The sequence below is a fragment of the Mycolicibacterium austroafricanum genome, from assembly GCF_000612725.1.
Taxonomy (GTDB): domain Bacteria; phylum Actinomycetota; class Actinomycetes; order Mycobacteriales; family Mycobacteriaceae; genus Mycobacterium; species Mycobacterium austroafricanum.
Window position 1 is genome coordinate 1,024,444 of the sequence record NZ_HG964450.1, and the last position, 16,375, is coordinate 1,040,818.

The 16,375-nt window shown below is 69.7% G+C and carries 13 protein-coding genes; 6 read left to right on the plus strand and 7 right to left on the minus strand.

The features are described from left to right. Window positions 1–195 precede the first annotated feature (195 nt). A complete protein-coding gene (locus BN976_RS04930; RefSeq protein ID WP_011777587.1) occupies window positions 196–2,031 on the plus strand; it encodes an acyl-CoA dehydrogenase in 1,836 nt (611 codons plus the stop codon). A gap of 99 nt (window positions 2,032–2,130) precedes the next feature. On the opposite strand, the gene BN976_RS04935 is transcribed toward BN976_RS04930, so the two are convergent. The 5 genes from BN976_RS04935 to BN976_RS04955 form a co-directional block, all read right to left on the minus strand. Further along, window positions 2,131–2,400, minus strand: coding sequence for a hypothetical protein (locus BN976_RS04935; protein WP_011777586.1), 270 nt, complete (start codon window positions 2,398–2,400; stop codon window positions 2,131–2,133). A gap of 21 nt (window positions 2,401–2,421) precedes the next feature. Then, complete coding sequence (locus tag BN976_RS04940; protein WP_011777585.1) at window positions 2,422–3,066, minus strand: response regulator; 645 nt, start codon at window positions 3,064–3,066, stop codon at window positions 2,422–2,424. Beyond that, complete coding sequence (locus tag BN976_RS04945) at window positions 3,063–4,382, minus strand: sensor histidine kinase (RefSeq protein WP_235621972.1); 1,320 nt, start codon at window positions 4,380–4,382, stop codon at window positions 3,063–3,065. Before BN976_RS04945 ends, BN976_RS04940 begins: the two co-directional genes overlap by 4 nt. 252 nt (window positions 4,383–4,634) lie before the next feature. Beyond that, entirely contained in the window at window positions 4,635–5,564 is a 930-nt protein-coding gene (locus tag BN976_RS04950) for a TIGR03564 family F420-dependent LLM class oxidoreductase (protein ID WP_036368416.1), read from the minus strand. Window positions 5,565–5,705: 141 nt separating this feature from the next. Next, entirely contained in the window at window positions 5,706–7,046 is a 1,341-nt protein-coding gene (locus tag BN976_RS04955; RefSeq protein ID WP_105387010.1) for an acetyl-CoA C-acetyltransferase, read from the minus strand. 107 nt (window positions 7,047–7,153) lie between these two features. Here BN976_RS04955 and BN976_RS04960 point away from each other — a divergent pair, with 107 nt between their 5' ends. Both BN976_RS04960 and BN976_RS04965 read left to right on the plus strand, forming a co-directional pair. Next, window positions 7,154–8,521: a 3-oxoacyl-ACP reductase gene (locus tag BN976_RS04960; protein ID WP_036369240.1), complete on the plus strand. Its 1,368-nt coding sequence runs from the start codon at window positions 7,154–7,156 to the stop codon at window positions 8,519–8,521. Between the two features lie 2 nt (window positions 8,522–8,523). Beyond that, entirely contained in the window at window positions 8,524–9,378 is an 855-nt protein-coding gene (locus tag BN976_RS04965; protein WP_036368424.1) for a MaoC/PaaZ C-terminal domain-containing protein, read from the plus strand. Here BN976_RS04965 and BN976_RS04970 read toward each other — a convergent pair. Next, window positions 9,365–9,994, minus strand: coding sequence for a TetR/AcrR family transcriptional regulator (locus tag BN976_RS04970; protein WP_011777579.1), 630 nt, complete (start codon window positions 9,992–9,994; stop codon window positions 9,365–9,367). The two genes, BN976_RS04965 and BN976_RS04970, sit on opposite strands and share 14 nt — an antisense overlap. 64 nt (window positions 9,995–10,058) lie before the next feature. Continuing rightward, window positions 10,059–11,261: a glycoside hydrolase family 3 N-terminal domain-containing protein gene (locus BN976_RS04975; RefSeq protein WP_011777578.1), complete on the minus strand. Its 1,203-nt coding sequence runs from the start codon at window positions 11,259–11,261 to the stop codon at window positions 10,059–10,061. Window positions 11,262–11,395: 134 nt separating this feature from the next. Here BN976_RS04975 and BN976_RS04980 point away from each other — a divergent pair, with 134 nt between their 5' ends. Genes BN976_RS04980 through BN976_RS04985 form a run of 3 tightly spaced genes read left to right on the plus strand, consistent with a single transcriptional unit; the run spans window position 11,396 to window position 16,374 of the window. Next, window positions 11,396–11,884, plus strand: a complete 489-nt coding sequence (locus BN976_RS04980) for a universal stress protein (RefSeq protein WP_036368427.1) — start codon at window positions 11,396–11,398, stop codon at window positions 11,882–11,884. Between the two features lie 25 nt (window positions 11,885–11,909). Next, the gene (locus BN976_RS32425; RefSeq protein WP_003933939.1) at window positions 11,910–12,083 is read left to right on the plus strand and encodes a DUF2613 domain-containing protein; all 174 of its coding nucleotides are present in this window, start codon (window positions 11,910–11,912) and stop codon (window positions 12,081–12,083) included. A gap of 4 nt (window positions 12,084–12,087) precedes the next feature. Continuing rightward, window positions 12,088–16,374 carry an alpha-(1->3)-arabinofuranosyltransferase gene (locus BN976_RS04985; RefSeq protein ID WP_199558903.1) on the plus strand — a complete coding sequence of 1,429 codons (4,287 nt, stop codon included), beginning with the start codon at window positions 12,088–12,090 and terminating at the stop codon, window positions 16,372–16,374. Window position 16,375 lies beyond the last annotated feature (1 nt).

The following is a 16,375-nucleotide window of genomic DNA, read 5'->3' on the forward strand; positions in this document are numbered from 1 at the left end:
TAAAACCCCTGTTCAGGGCCTATTTTGTAGCCAAATTCGCACCCCGGCCAACCGCTGGGTTGGTCCAGGGGGGGAAATTGCCCACACTCGTCTTGCGTTGAAGTTACCGGGCGGTATAGTTAGGCACAGTTACTGGTGGGTAACTTAGCCGACAAGTACCCAACCGCATGTGGCGTTCTCGACGAGGAGGAACTAGTGAGCCACTACAAGAGCAATGTCCGTGACCAGGTATTCAACCTGTTCGAGGTTCTCGGCGTCGACAAGGCGCTCGGTCAGGGCAGCTACTCCGATCTGGACGCCGACACCGCGGTGGAGATGCTGGGTGAGATGGCCCGCCTCGCCGAGGGCCCGGTGGCCGCGTCGTTCGAGGACGGCGACCGCAACCCGCCGGTCTTCGACCCCAAGGCCCACACCGTGACGCTGCCGGAGTCGTTCAAGAAGTCCGTGCGCGCCGTGATCGACGGCGGCTGGGACAAGATCGGCGTCGACGAGGAGCTCGGCGGTACGCCGATGCCGCGCGCGCTGTTCTGGGCCATCCAGGAGCACATCCTCGGCGCCAACCCCGCCGTCTACATGTACGCGATGGGCGCCGGATTCGCCGACATCTTCTACCACCTGGGCACCGACGAGCAGAAGAAGTGGGCCAAGCTCGCCGCCGACCGCGGCTGGGGCTCGACCATGGTGCTCACCGAGCCGGACGCCGGCTCCGATGTCGGCGCCGGACGCACCAAGGCCGTCCAGCAGCCCGACGGCACCTGGCACATCGACGGCGTGAAGCGGTTCATCACCTCCGCCGACTCCGATGACCTGTTCGAGAACATCATGCATCTGGTGCTGGCCCGCCCCGAGGGCGCAGGGCCGGGCACCAAGGGCCTGTCGCTGTTCTTCGTGCCGAAGTTCCACTTCGACCCCGAGACCGGCGAGCCGGGTGAGCGCAACGGCGTGTTCGTCACCAACGTCGAACACAAGATGGGCCTGAAGGTCTCCGCCACATGTGAGCTGTCCCTCGGCCAGCACGGCGTCCCGGCCGTGGGCTGGTTGGTCGGCGAGGTGCACGAGGGCATCGCGCAGATGTTCGACGTCATCGAGCAGGCCCGAATGATGGTGGGCACGAAGGCGATCGCCACGCTGTCGACCGGTTACCTGAACGCGCTGGAGTACGCCAAGGAGCGTGTCCAGGGCGCCGACCTGACCCAGATGACCGACAAGACCGCCCCGCGCGTGACCATCACGCATCACCCGGACGTCCGTCGTTCGCTGATGACCCAGAAGGCCTACGCCGAGGGGCTGCGCGCGCTGTACCTGTACACCGCGACCCACCAGGACGCCGAGGTCGCCAAGGCGCTGTACGGCATCGAGCCGGAGCTCGCGCTCAAGGTCAACGACCTGATGCTGCCGATCGTCAAGGGTGTGGGTTCGGAGCAGGCGTACGCCAAGCTCACCGAGAGCCTGCAGACCCTGGGCGGATCCGGCTTCCTGCAGGACTACCCGATCGAGCAGTACATCCGCGACGCCAAGATCGACTCGCTGTACGAGGGCACCACGGCCATCCAGGCGCAGGACTTCTTCTTCCGCAAGATCGTCCGCGACAAGGGTGTTGCCCTGGCGCACGTGGCCGGCCAGATCGAGCAGTTCGTCAAGGCCGAGACCGGCAACGGCCGGCTCAAGGCCGAGCGTGCCCTGCTGGCCACCGCGCTGGAGGACGTCCAGGGCATGGCCGCGTCGCTGACCGGCTACCTGATGGCCTCGCAGGAGGACGCCAAGAGCATCTACAAGGTGGGTCTGGGTTCGGTGCGCTTCCTGATGAGCGTCGGCGACCTGGTCCTCGGCTGGCTGCTGCAGCAGCAGGCGGCGGTGGCGATCGAGAAGCTCGACGCCGGCGCCCAGGGTGACGACCGTGCGTTCTACGAGGGCAAGGTCGCGGTGGCGTCGTTCTTCGCGAAGAACTTCCTTCCGCTGCTCACCAGCACCCGGTCCATCGTGGAAAACCTCGACAACGAGGTCATGGAACTGGACGAAGCGGCCTTCTAGACCCTTCCACCGCTTCGGACCCGAGACGCCCCCGGACTCTTCACGGGGGCGTCTTGCGTTGTGGGGCAAGGTCATCGCGAGACGCAGGCACTGAGCGCGCTACTTCTCCCGATTCTTCGCAAAGGCCACGGCGGCACCCACGAGAACCGCGAGCGCGATCGCACCGAACACGTAGCGGGACCATCCGACCCGGTCGGCGGCGATGGCAGCCATGAATGCGGCCCCGGCGATCAACGCCCACCCCGAGTACAGCCGCGCCTGGCGACGTCGCTTCGCGGCATTGGCGTCGCGGGGCGCGAAGACCGCATAGGCAGCCAGGCCCAGGAATGCCACGAACGTCAGTAGCTGCGCGACATTCAGGGCCGTCATGCCTACTTTTTAGCAGGATGTTCAGCTGTCGAGGTAGGTGAGCACCGCCAGTACGCGGCGGTGGTGCGCCTGCGACGGCGCCAGGTCGAGCTTGGTGAAGATCGCCGACACGTGCTTCTCGACGGACCGCTCGGTGATCGAGAGCTGTCGCGCCAGACTGAGGTTGGAATGCCCCTCGGCCATCAACGCGAGCACCTCGCGTTCGCGCGGGGAGAGACGGTCCAGCGCCGACGTGCCGCGGCTCCCCATCAGCTGACGCACGACTTCGGGGTCGAGAGCGGTGCCGCGCGCGGCGACGCGCTGCAGGGCGGCGTCGAACTCCGCGATGTCGGCCACCCGGTCCTTGAGCAGATATCCCACTCCCTCGGCATTGCCTGCCAGCAGTTCGGTGGCGTACCTGGTTTCCACCCACTGGGAGAACACCAGCACGCCGACCTCCGGATGGGACCGCCGCAGCGACACCGCGGCCACCAGGCCCTCGTCGGTGAACGTGGGCGGCATCCTGATGTCGACCACCACCACGTCGGGCGCGAATTCCCGAACCGCCCCCAGCATGTCGTCGGCGTTGCCCACCGCGGCGACCACGTCGTGGCCTCGCTCGGCGATCAGCTGGGCCAGGCCCTCGCGCAGGATCGCGCTGTCCTCTGCGATCACTATCCGCGTCATTGGCCGGCCCCGGGTGGCACCACCACGGTGACCACGGTGGGACCACCGGCCGGGCTGTCGATCTCCAGCCGCCCGTCGACCATCGCGAGCCGTTCCGCGAGCCCAGTCAGACCCGAGCCGTTACCCACCTGCACACCCCCGGATCCGTTGTCCTCGACGTCGATTCGCAACTCGGTCGCATCACCTGCGACCCGCACGGCCGCAGCGCCGGCCCCGGAGTGCTTCGAGACGTTGGCCAGCAGTTCGGCCACACAGAAATACGCCATCGTCTCCACGCCGATCGAGGGGCGCACGGACAGGTCCACCGTGACGTCCACCGGGATGGGGTTGCGCGCCGCCAGCGTGTGGATCGCCGGTCCGAGGCCGAGATCCAGTGCGGGCGGACGTATTCCGCGGATCAGGTCGCGCAGCTCGGCCAGCGTGTCCTTGGTGTTCGCCAGCGCGTCCGACACCAGCATCCTGGCCTGCGCCGTGTCGCCGGCCTCCGCAAGGTGCTCGTCGGCGCGGGCCAGCGCCATGGCGACGGTGATGAGTCGCGCCTGGGTGCCGTCGTGCAGGTCTCGCTCGACACGCTGCAGCCTGGCGGCGGCATCGTCGACCACACCCGCGCGCGCGTTCTCCAGTTGGGCCACTCGACGTTCGCGTCCGGTCGGGCCGAGCAGCGCCGCGGCCACCCGCACATGCACCCGGCTGATTCCGATCATCACCCAGCCGAGGAGATACAGCGCCAACACACCGGCGACCGACAACACCACGTATACCGCGAGGGAATCGACCGGCTCGACGAGCGAGATGAACGGCTCCCCCGTCACCAGCCAGACCACCGGCGAGACGATCAGGAGCGCGGAGGCGACCACGCCGACGACGACGGCGGAGCCGATCGGCGTCATGAGCACCGCGTGCAGGGTGAGGAAACCGAGGCTGCGCCAGCCGACCGAGTCGGTCAGGGCTGCGGTGACGACCTGCAGTCGCCCGGCGGGACGCTCGAACTCCGGCGGGGCGTCGATCTGCGCCCCGACCAGCTGCGCCAACGCCCGGTACAGCCGGTTCCAGGCTCTGCCGCTCATCACCAGCAGCGCGAGCAGCGGGATACCGATCACCGTCAGGATCATCAGGGCCGACGCCAGACCGGCAGCGAACAGGAACGCGATGTCGACGATCGCCAGCACGCTGACCAGATGCACGTAGAGGTAGGCGCGCCAGGCGGCGGGCGCCACCGGGGCGAGGAGCAACCGGGGCCAGTCTGTCCCCGTTCTCGTCGGCGGCATGTCGGTCACGGTGGTCGGGTCGGTGGGTGGGCTGGTCGGCACTGTCACACCACCATGCTGGTCCGGCGGCGAGGGAAGTCGCGACAGTGGAGCCCAGCGTCTTGAGGGTGGGGCTGGCCACACCATCGGGGCCCCGGACACAAGGGCGGGTTCGGGAGGACACATGGGCGCGTCTCATTTAAGTTCACGCGGCCGACTTTCATCCCTTGTCGGCTCTTCGGATAGGTCACTCCCGAACCCGTCGTGCGATCGATGCTACGCCTGGTACGGCCCCTGCAACAGAGGGAATTTCGAGATTTTTCAGCCCCCGGAACGCATGTCCCGCAGCAGGGCGCGGGTGCGGTCCCGGCCCTCGGCGGAGCTGTCGAACACCGCGCCCACGTACTCGTCGACGCCCGCCTCCGCCAACTCGGCGAGGCGGTCGCGGACGGTCGCCTCGTCACCGATGATCGCGGCGTCCTCCGGACCCGCGTAGCCCTCACGGTCGAGCATCGCGCGGTAGGACGGCAGCGTGCCGTACACGGCGAACTGTTCGGCGGCCTGCTTGCGCGCGGCTTCGACGTCGTCGGTGACGGCCACCGGCAATGACGCGACCACCCGCACCGAGCCCTGTGGGCGTCCGGCATCGGCGGCCGCCTGCCGCAACGCCGGGCTGACGTGGTCGCGCAGAGTCGCCGGTCCGGTCATCCACGTGCAGGTGCCCGCGGTCCTCCGGCCGGCCACGCGCAGCAGTTGCGGTCCCAGCGCAGCGATGTAGACGTCGGGCCGCGGGGCGCCGGGGATGACGAGGGCACCCCTGGTCGTCACCGTCTCGCCGGTCGCGTTGGCCGGCTCCCCGGCCAGCAGCGGCAGCAGCCCGTCGAGGTACTCGTTGAGCCGGCGCACCGGCCTGTCCCACGGGATGCCCCACATGCCCTCGGTCACGGCGGCGTGTGTCATGCCGAGACCCAGGATGAAGCGACCACCCGAGGCCAGGCTCACGGTCAGCGCGCGCTGGGCCATCTGCATCGGGTGCTGATTCTGGATCGGCACGACGCCGCTGGCCACCTCGATGGTGTCGACCTCGCGGAGCGCGACCGCGAGGATCGTCAGAAGGTCGGGCTCGTAAGGCAGCTGACTGATCCAGACCCGGGCGAAGCCCTCGTCACGCAATTGGGAGAGATAGGCGATCGTCGCGTCGATCGGATTACCGCCGAGGCCACTGATCTGTCCGAACATGCTGATCTGCATGCCTGAAATCTACTGAAAAAGATGAGAGCCCCGTGTTGCCGTCGGGTCGGGGGGTCAGACGGCAACACGGAGCTATCCCCTGTATCGGCGCCTCCGCCCGGGGCGTTACAGCGATCCGAAACTTTTTTTCAGGAGCTTTTTCTACGCCTCCAAGATGGCCGTCACACCCTGCCCACCTGCGGCGCACACCGAGATCAGGCCGCGCACGGGCTTGCCTGTTTCAGCCTTCTTCTCGGCCAGCTGTTTGGCCAGCTGCGCGACGATCCGGCCGCCGGTCGCGGCGAACGGGTGGCCCGCGGCCAGCGACGAGCCGTTGACGTTGAGCTTGGACCGGTCGATGCTCCCCAGGGCCTTGTCCAGGCCGAGCCGTTCCTTGCAGTACTCATCGGATTCCCACGCCGCCAGGGTCGCCAGCACCACGGACGCGAACGCCTCGTGGATCTCGTAGAAGTCGAAGTCCTGCAGCGTCAGGCCGTTGCGCGCCAGCAGCCGCGGCACCGCGTACGTCGGCGCCATCAGAAGGCCGTCGCGGCCGTTGACGTAGTCCACCGCGGCGGTCTGGCCGTCGACGAAATAGGCCAGCACGGGAATCGAGTGTTCGGCGGCCCACTCCTCCGACGACAGCAGCGCCACCGAGGCTCCGTCGGTCAACGGCGTCGAGTTCCCCGCCGTCATCGTGGCGTCGCCGTTGCGCACGCCGAACACGGGTCGCAGCTTCGCCAGCTTCTCGACCGACGAGTCCGCGCGCAGGTTGTTGTCCCGGTAGAGCCCGAGGAACGGGGTGACCAGGTCGTCGAAGAACCCGCGGTCGTAGGCGGCCGCCATGTTGCGGTGGCTGGCGGCGGCCAGCTCGTCCTGATCGACGCGTTTGACGCCCATCTCCTTGGCGGTGACGGCGGCGTGCTCACCCATCGACATCCCGGTGCGCGGCTCGCTGTTGACCGGGATCTCGACGCCCAGGGCAGCCGGCAGCTTGCCGACCAGCTTGAGACGCTCGACGTTGGACTTGGCGCGTCGCAGCCCCAGCAGCACCCGGCGCAGGTCGTCGCCGAACGCGATCGGGGCGTCGGACGCGGTGTCGACTCCACCGGCCGCCGCCACCTCGTAGCGCCTCCGGGCGATGCCGTCGGCCGCCGCGATCGCCGCCTGAAGTCCGGTGCCGCAAGCCTGCTGCAGATCGAACGCCGGCGTGGCGGACGACAGCGAGCTGCCGAGCACGCACTCGCGCATCAAGTTGAAGTCGCGGCTGTGCTTGAGCACCGCACCGCCGATCACGGCGTCGAGCTTCTCGCCCTTGAGGTTGAAGCGATCGGCCAGTCCGTCCAGGGTCGCGGTGAACATGTCCTGGTTGGAGGCCTTGGCGTAGGCCCCGTCTGCGCGGGCGAACGGAATCCGGTTGCCGCCGAGGATCGCTACCCGGCGGGTTGTGTTGGTGTCAGCCACGTCTGCCTCCCGGCTCACTGATGGGGTGTCGAGGGTCATACTACCCACCGTTCTTACTCTGGAGTAAGTTCGTGATGGATGCGACAGTGCTGGGTAACCCCATCACCGTCGACAACGATGTACCCAGATCCTCGAAAGGCAGCGCCGTGGCTTCCGATCTCCTCTCCCAAGTCGTCAACTCCGGGCCGGGCTCGTTCCTCGCCAAGCAACTCGGTGTGCCGCAGCCCGAGCCGCTGCGCCGGTACAAGCAGGGCGAGCCACCGCTGGCCGGGTCGCTGCTGATCGGCGGCTCCGGCGCCGCCGGCGGTGGCCGCGTGGTGGAGCCGCTGCGCGCCGCGCTGGCCGACGACTACGACGTGGTCGCCAACAACCTCGGCGGTCGCTGGGCCGACTCGTTCGGCGGGCTGGTGTACGACGCGACCGCCATCACCGAACCCGAGGGCCTCAAGGGGCTCTACCAGTTCTTCACCCCGCTGATGCGCAACCTCGGCCACTCGGGCCGCGTCGTCGTCATCGGCACCACCCCCGAGGAGACCGGCTCCGTGCACGAGCGCACGGCCCAGCGGGCCCTTGAGGGCTTCACCCGGTCACTGGCCAAGGAGCTGCGCAACGGGTCGACGGCCTCGCTGGTGTACCTGTCGCCCGACGCCAAACCCGCGGCGACGGGCCTGGAGTCCACGCTGCGCTTCCTGCTGTCCGGCAAGTCGGCCTACGTCGACGGCCAGGTGTTCCGGGTCGGGGCCGCCGACGCGACCCCGCCCGCCGACTGGGACCGGCCGCTCGAGGGCAAGGTCGCGGTCGTGACGGGGGCCGCGCGCGGGATCGGCGCGACGATCGCCGAGGTGTTCGCGCGCGACGGGGCGAAAGTGATCGCCGTGGACGTCGAGGGGGCGGCCGAGGCGCTTGCCGAGACCGCCACCAAGGTCGGCGGCACCGCTTTGACCTTGGACGTGACCGCCGCCGATGCCGTCGACCGGATCGCCGAGCACGTCCGGGAACACTACGAGGGCAGGCTCGACATCCTGGTCAACAACGCCGGGATCACCCGCGACAAGCTGCTGGCCAACATGGACGAGGCCCGCTGGGATTCCGTGCTCGCGGTGAATCTCCTTGCACCACTTCGCCTTGCCGAAGGACTGGTCGCGAGCGGGCTGATCGGGGACGGCGGCCGGATCATCGGACTGTCGTCGATGGCCGGCATCGCGGGCAACCGCGGGCAGACCAACTACGCCGCCACCAAGGCCGGTATGATCGGCCTCACCGACGCCCTGGCGCCGCAGTTCGCCGAGAAGAACATCACCATCAACGCGGTCGCCCCCGGGTTCATCGAGACCAAGATGACCGACGCCATTCCCTTCGCCACCCGCGAAGTCGGCCGCCGGCTCAACTCGCTGTTCCAGGGCGGGCAGCCGGTGGACGTCGCCGAGGCCATCGCCTACTTCGCCAGCCCGGGATCGAATGCCGTGAGCGGCAACACCATCCGGGTCTGCGGCCAGGCCATGCTGGGCGCATAGGAATGAACGAGAGCAAGCAGCCCTCGGGGCTGAAGAACCTGGCACTGGCGGTGGCCGGAGCGCTGCCGCTCGTACCGCGCGGGGACACCCTGCCCACCCGCACGCTGACCGTCGAGGATCTGACCATCGATCCGGTCAACGTCGCCGAGTACGCCAACGTCACCGGGCTGCGCTTCGGCAACACCGTGCCGCTGACCTATCCGTTCGCGCTGACATTCCCGACCGTGATGGCACTGCTGACCGGCTTCGACTTCCCTTTCGCCGCAATGGGTTCGGTGCACCTGGAAAACCACATCACGCAGTACCGGCCGATCGCGGTGACCGACACCGTGTCGGTCGGCGTGCACGCAGAGAACATGCGGGAACACCGCAGGGGCCTGCTCGTCGACGTCGTCACCGACGTGAAGGTCGGCAACGACCCGGCGTGGCACCAGATCACGACGTTCCTGCACCAGCAGCGCACCAGCCTGTCCGATCAGCCCAAGCCACCACCGCAGAAGCAGCCGAAGCTGCCTCCGCCCAACGCGGTGCTGCGCATCACCCCGGCCCAGATCCGGCACTACGCGTCGGTGGGTGGCGACCACAACCCGATCCACACCAACGCGATCGCCGCGAAGCTGTTCGGGTTCCCGACCGTGATCGCCCATGGAATGTTCAGCGCCGCTGCGGTGCTGGCCAACATCGAAGGTCAGCTGCCGGATGCGGTGAAGTACTCGGTGCGGTTCGCCAAGCCGGTGGTGCTACCCGCCCGCGCCGGCCTGTACGTGGATCGCAGCGCCGACGGCTGGGAGCTGACATTGCGGCACCTGACGAAGGGCTACCCGCACCTGCAGGCGACGGTCACTAGCTTGAGATGACCGCGGTGGCGTCGACGTCTGCGGCCGACGGCGCGCCCTTGAGGCCCAGCCAGAACAAATTGATCATCAACTCGGCGGCTTCGTCGACGTCGGCGTCGCCGGTACTGACGCGGGAGGCGATCGCCTCGCCGGCCCCCACGAGTGCGACCGCCATCAGCTCGAAGTCGGTGTCCGGCTCCGGGAACTTGGTGCCCGAGCGCAGCAGGCGCCCGACGAGTTCGATGATGCGCTCGCGCCCTTCGCGCACGGTGTGGGCGAACGCCTGAGAGCTGGTCGCCTGGGTGTAGAGCACCATCCACGACGCCCGGTTGGCGTCGATGTACTTCAGGAACGCCAGCACCGCGGTGCGCAACAGCTCCTTGGGCGCGGCGCTGAAGTCGATGTTGCTGTTGACCTCGTCGACGAAGCGGCCCAGCTCGCGGTTCAGGCAGGCGCCGAACAGCTCCTCTTTGGACCCGTAGTACAGGTAGAGCATCGGCTTGCTGATCTGCGCCTCGGCGGCGATCGCGTCCATCGACGTCTCGTGGTAGCCGTTCACCGAGAAGATCTCGACCGCGGCGTCGAGCATCTGCTGCTCACGGACGGCACGCGGCAGCCGCTTGGTCCCACCTGCCATGCGCGTGCCTTCCTGACCGATAAGCGACAAAACTCCTACCCCAGGGTAAGCACTGGCCCAACAATCAGCCGCCGCAGCGTGGTGACGGGCCTTTCATCGCGATGACCCGGGTCACGGCCTCGTCGATCCGCGGCATCGTCAGCTCCCCCGCCGCGACCGCCTGCTCCAACCGGTCCAGCACCGCGGGCACCTCGGCGGTGCTGAGCCACAGCGCGACGTCAGCGCCGGCCTGGAGACTGCGCAGCACCGCATCGGCGACACCCAGCCGGTCGGTGATGGCCTGCATGCCGGACAGGTCGTCGGTGAACACCGGCCCACCGAACGGCGGGCCGCCGTAGTCGCCCGACCGCAGCAGCGCGTAGGCGGGTGGGCTGAGGCTGGCGGGTTCGCTGCCGGTCAGACCGGGGACCTCCATGTGGCCGACCATGACACCGACCGGCCCCTGCGTGGTCAGCGTGCGGTACGGAACCAGGTCGCGGGCCACAAGATCGCCGAGCGGCGGGGTCACGACGCTTCCGGCGTGGGTGTCGCCGCTTCCGCTGCCGTGTCCCGGGAAGTGCTTGAGCACCGGAAGCACACCGGCGTCGCGGAGGCCGCGGGCGTAGGCGCCCGCGTAGTCGACGACCGCGGTGGGGTCGGCGCCGAAGGACCGGTCCCCGATGACGGTGCCGTCCGGCGCGTCGGTGACATCGACGACGGGCGCGAAGTCGATCGTGATGCCGAGCCCACGCATCTTCCTGCCGCGTTCGAGCGCGATCTGGTAGACCTGCTCCGGGCTGCTGGTCGCCGCCAGCCGGCGCGGCGACGGCTGGGCTCCGATCAGTCCGGCCAGCCGCGACACCCGGCCGCCTTCCTCGTCGACGCTGACCGCGGGCGGCAACGGCGCGGCGGTGGCGGCGATGTCGGCCAAAGAGTTGTCGGACAGCATCGACAGGTCGGTCCAGCTGCCGACCATGATGCCGCCGACGTGGTGGGCGTCGACCACGGCGCGGGCGTCGGCGGCGCCGGTCACCCCGACCATGAGGCGCTGGGCGAGCTTGTCGCGGGTCGACATCGACGCGACGATCGCTGCGGGGTCGCCGCACGCCGGGGCGGCGGGCGCGGGGGCCGCGGGCAGGTTGAGGGCGGGCCCGGCAGCCATCGACGGCGTCGCGTGCAGCACGTGTGGCGTGGGCTCCGGCGCAGTGGACGACGTGCAGCCGACCAGAAGTGCCGATGCCGCCAGGACTCCGACGAGGGCCTCGGGGGCGGTCCGTGGGTTGGCCATACGTCCCGACCCTAACGGCAGTCCGGGCCTCGATCCATGCCCCGCCCTATGCCCCGTCGTCGAGCAGTCGTCGCATCGACCCCGCTCCGACCGAATATTCTGGCGCCGGCGACGAGCGGCGAACAGGAGCGGCGATGACGGGCCCCGAACCCCGGGACAAGAAGTCAGTGCTGGTCATCGCGTTCGACGGCTCGCCGACCGCCCGCCGCGCCGTGCAGTACGCGGGCCGGTTCCTCACCGCCGACCGCGCCGTGGTGTTGACGGTGTGGTCGCCGTTGGACCGGGGTTCGGACCCGGGGTCCTACAACTACGACCTGGACGGACCGCCCGACCCTCGAGACGACGACGAGATCGACATTGCGCTCGCCGAGGCGCAGCGCATCAACGACGAAGGTCTGGAACTCGCGCTGGCGGCCGGCCTTCCCGCGGAGCCGCTGCGCCGCGCGGCGACCTTCACCGTGTGGCAGGCCATCATCGAGGCCGCCGACGAACTCGATGCCGATCTGATCGTCACCGGCACCCGGGCGACCACCGGTCTCCGGTCGCTGATCCAGTCCAGCGTGGCCGATCACGTGCTGCGCCGCGGGGGCCGTCCGGTGCTCATCGTGCCGCCGGAGCCGTGACCGGCCCCATGCTAGGTTTGGCCGCATGGATCGGTTTCTCGTGCCCGCTGCAGCCAGCATCGTCGTCGGCCTGCTGCTGGGCGCGGCTGCCGTGTTCGGGGTGACGCTGATGGTGCAGCAGGACACCAAGCCTCCGCTGCAAGCGGGCGATCCGGCGTCATCGGTGCTCAACAGGGTCGAGTACGGCGACCGCACCTAAGCCCATCCGGCCGCTTCCGCGGCGCTGGTTGTGGGTGGCCGCGACGGCGGCGCTGGTCCTGACATTCGCCCAGTCACCCGGCCAGATCTCGCCCGACACCAAGCTCGATCTCACCGCGAACCCGCAGCGCTTCCTGGCGCGCGCGTTCAATCTGTGGAACAGCGAGCTGCCGTTCGGGCAGGCACAGAACCAGGCCTACGGCTACCTGTTCCCGCACGGCACCTTCTTCCTGGCCGGCGACGTCCTCGGCGTCCCGGGCTGGGTGACCCAGCGGTTGTGGTGGGCGCTGCTGCTGGTCGTCGGATTCTGGGGGATGCTGCGACTGGCCGAGGCGCTCGGTATCGGCAGCACGACGTCGCGGGTGATCGGCGCGCTCGCCTACGCGCTGTCGCCGAGGGTGCTGACCACGATCGGCGCCATCTCCTCGGAGACGCTGCCGATGATGCTGGCTCCGTGGGTGCTGCTGCCGGTTGTGCTGGTGCTCCAGGGCGGGTCCGGAGGGGTGGGAGAAACACAGGGCGGGTCCGGAGGGGTGGGAGAAACACAGGGCGGGTCCGGAGGGGTGGGAGAAACACAGGGCGATACCAGGGTGCGTCAGTTGGCCGCGCGGTCGGCGCTGGCGGTCGCGCTGATGGGGGCGGTGAACGCGGTCGCGACGCTGACGGCGTGCCTGTGCGCGGTGGTGTGGCTGCTGTGTCACCGGCCCAACCGCACGTGGTGGCGCTTTGTGGCGTGGTGGCTGCCGTGTGTGGCGCTCGCGGTGACGTGGTGGGTGGTGGCACTGCTGCACCTGGGCCGCATCAGTCCACCGTTCCTGGACTTCATCGAGTCGTCCGGCGTGACGACGCAGTGGATGTCGCTGACCGAGATGCTGCGCGGCACCGGCGCCTGGACTCCCTATGTCGCACCGACCGCCACGGCGGGCGCACCGCTGGTGACCGGGTCGGTGGCGGTACTGGCCACCACACTGGTGGCTGCGGGCGGTCTGGCCGGTCTCGCGCTGGCGACCATGCCGGCCCGCGGCAGGCTGGTGACGATGCTGCTGGCCGGCGTGGTGCTGCTGGCCGCCGGGTACTCGGGCGGTCTGGGCTCGCCCGTCGCGCAGCACGTTCAGGCGTTCCTGGACGCCGACGGCACCCCGCTGCGCAACCTGCACAAGCTCGACCCGTTGCTGCGGCTGCCGCTCGCGCTCGGGCTTGCCCACCTGCTCGGACGCATCCCGCTGCCGGGCAGCGTGCCACGGCCCGTCTGGCGCGACGCGTTCGCCCACCCGGAGAACGACAAACGCGTCGCGGTCGGCATCGTGCTGCTGTCGGCGCTGACCGCAGCCACCGCGCTGGCCTGGACCGGCCGGCTCACCCCGCCCGGCGCGTTCGACACGATCCCGCAGTACTGGCACGACACCGCGGCGTGGCTGGACGACAACAACTCCGGTGGCCGGGTGCTCGTCGCTCCCGGCGCACCGTTCGCGACCCAGGTGTGGGGTAACAGCCACGACGAGCCGCTGCAGGTGCTCGGCGACAGCGCCTGGGGGGTGCGCGACTCGATCCCGTTGACCCCGCCGGAAACGATCCGCGCGCTGGACTCCGTGCAGCGACTGTTCGCCGCCGGGCGTCCGTCCGCGGGCCTCGCCGAAACCCTTGCCCAGCAAGGCATTTCGTACGTCGTCGTGCGCAACGACCTGGACCCGGACGCATCCCGGTCGGTGCGGCCCATCCTGGTGCACCGCGCGATCGACGCGTCCCCGGGGCTGACGAAGGTCGCCGAGTTCGGTGACCCGGTGGGGCCGGGAACGGTGGAGGGTTTCGTCAGCGACAGCGGTTTGCGCCCCCGCTACCGTGGCGTCGAGATCTACCGGGTCGACCGGCCGGGGTCGCTGCAGCCGTATGTCGTCGACACCGACACGATGGCGCGGGTGGACGGCGGGCCGGAGGCTCTGCTGCGGCTCGACGAACGGCGCAGACTGGCCGGCGAGGCCCCGCTGGGGCCGATGCTGCTGACCCAGGACGCGACGCGGGCCGGGCTGCCGGCGCCGCTGGTGACCGTCACCGACACCCCGACCGCGCGGGAAACCGACTACGGCCGCGTCGACGACCACTCGTCGGCGATCCGCGGACCCGACGACGCCCGCAACACGTTCAACCGGGTCCCCGACTATCCCTCCACCGGAGCCGATCTGGTGTACGGGCAGTGGGACGGCGGCCGACTGTCGGTGTCCAGCGCGGCATCGGATTCCACGGCACTGCCGAACGTCTCGCCCTCCTCCGGGCCGGCCTCGGCGATCGACGGGGATTCCTCGACGAGTTGGGTGTCCAACGCGCTGCAGACCGCGGTGGGACAGTGGCTGCAGGTCGACTTCGACCACCCGGTCACCAACGCCACGCTGACGATCACCCCCAGCGCGACCGCGGTGGGGGCCCAGGTGCGGCGGCTGGAGGTGTCGACCCCCAACGGCACCAGCACCGTCCGCTTCGAGCGGGCGGGCGAGCCGCTGACCGTGGCGCTGCCCTACGGCGAGGCGCCGTGGGTGCGGATCACCGCCACCGCGACCGACGACGGCTCACCCGGGGTGCAGTTCGGCATCACCGACATCAGCGTCACGCAGTACGACGCGAACGGGTTCGCCCACCCGGTGAACCTCAGACACACCGTCGACGTCCCCGGGCCGCCGCCGGGTTCGGCTGTCGCACAGTGGGATCTGGGTTCGGAGCTGCTGGGCCGGGCCGGTTGCGCGCAGAGTCCCACCGGTACCCGGTGCGCGGCCGCGATGGCGCTGGCCGCCGAGGAACCGGTGAACCTCAGCCGCACCCTGACGGTGCCCGGACCCACGCCGGTGACACCGACGGTGTGGGTTCGCGGACGCCAGGGTCCCAATCTGGCCGACCTCATCGCGCAGCCGGGCCGCACCCGGGCCGTCGGCGACTCGGATCTCATCGACGTCCTCGGCTCCGCCTACGCCGCCGCCGACGGTGACCCCGGCACGGCATGGACGGCGCCGCAGCGCATGATGCAGCCGCGCACCCCGCCCTCGCTGGTACTCAAACTGCCTGAGGAGAAAGAGGTTTCGGCGATCCGGGTGACGCCGAGTTCGTCGCCGCTGCCTGCCCGACCGACGCTGATCGCCGTCGACCTCGGTGACGGTCCGCAGGTGCGCCGCATGACCGCAGGTGCCGAGACCTTCCGGCTGCATCCCAGGACCACCGACTCCGTCACGATCTGGCTGCTGGACTGGGACGACGTGATCGACCGCACCGCACTGGGTTTCGATCAGCTCAAACCGCCGGGCCTGGCCGAGATCGTCGTGCTCGACGACCGCGGCGCACCGATCGGGGCGGCCGACGCGACGGCCAACCGGGCACGGACCGTGAGCCTGCCGTGCGGACGCGGCCCGGTGATCGGGGTTGCCGGAGAGTTCGTCCAGACGTCGGTGACCACCACGGTCGGCGCCCTGCTCGACGGCAGGCCGATCCCGGCCCGCCCGTGCCGCACCGAGCCGATCCCGCTGCCCGCGGGCCAGCAGGAGCTGCTGGTCAGCCCCGGCCCCGCGATGATCGTCGACGGCGTGCAGCTGGCCACCCCGCGAACCGGTGAAGTCGGTTCTGCGACAACGTCTCCGGTGTCCACCGGCGCATGGGGAAGCGCGCACCGCGAAGTCATCGTGGAGGGGTCGGGGGTTTCGCGGATCCTTGTGGTGCCCGAAAGCGCCAACCCGGGCTGGGTGGCGCGCAGCGCCGACGGCGTCGCACTGACCCCGGTAGCCGTCAACGGCTGGCAGCAGGGCTGGGTGCTGCCGGCGGGGACCTCGGGAACCGTGACGCTGGATTTCGCGTCCAACGCCACCTACCGCGCCGGGTTGATCGGTGGGCTGGCGCTGCTGCCACTGTTGCTCGTGCTTGCATTCGTTCCTGCGCGCCGCCCGGGCCCGGCAGCGCAGCCGGTGCACCCGTGGCGGCCGCGCCCGCTGGCGATCGCTGCGGGTACCGCGGCGGCGGCCGGCGTCATCTCCGGGTTCGTCGGGGTCGTCGTGGCGTGCGTCGCCGTCGGCATCCGCTACCTGCTCCGCGGGCGCGCCGGGGTCAGGGACGCGCTGACCGTGGGCACCGCGGCGTTCGGGCTGATCCTGGCCGGTGCTGCGCTCAGCCAGAACCCGTGGCGCTCGGTGGACGGTTACGTGGGCCACTCGGCCGGGGTGCAGTTCCTCGCCCTGCTGTCGGTGGTCGCGGTGGCGGTCTCGCTGGTGACGTTCCCCGATTCGCGCCGTGTGCGGCCGCGCGAACGCGAGGATGACTGAC

Bases quoted from the DNA above. Each gene is read 5' to 3' on its own strand.
- BN976_RS04955 (WP_105387010.1), bottom strand. From the start codon at position 7,046: ATGACCCTCGACACCCCATCAGTGAGCCGGGAGGCAGACGTGGCTGAC.
- BN976_RS32425 (WP_003933939.1), top strand. From the start codon at position 11,910: ATGGATCGGTTTCTCGTGCCCGCTGCAGCCAGCATCGTCGTCGGCCTG.
- BN976_RS04980 (WP_036368427.1), top strand. From the start codon at position 11,396: ATGACGGGCCCCGAACCCCGGGACAAGAAGTCAGTGCTGGTCATCGCG.
- BN976_RS04965 (WP_036368424.1), top strand. From the start codon at position 8,524: ATGAACGAGAGCAAGCAGCCCTCGGGGCTGAAGAACCTGGCACTGGCG.
- BN976_RS04950 (WP_036368416.1), bottom strand. From the start codon at position 5,564: ATGCAGATCAGCATGTTCGGACAGATCAGTGGCCTCGGCGGTAATCCG.
- BN976_RS04935 (WP_011777586.1), bottom strand. From the start codon at position 2,400: ATGACGGCCCTGAATGTCGCGCAGCTACTGACGTTCGTGGCATTCCTG.
- BN976_RS04940 (WP_011777585.1), bottom strand. From the start codon at position 3,066: ATGACGCGGATAGTGATCGCAGAGGACAGCGCGATCCTGCGCGAGGGC.
- BN976_RS04970 (WP_011777579.1), bottom strand. From the start codon at position 9,994: ATGGCAGGTGGGACCAAGCGGCTGCCGCGTGCCGTCCGTGAGCAGCAG.
- BN976_RS04975 (WP_011777578.1), bottom strand. From the start codon at position 11,261: ATGGCCAACCCACGGACCGCCCCCGAGGCCCTCGTCGGAGTCCTGGCG.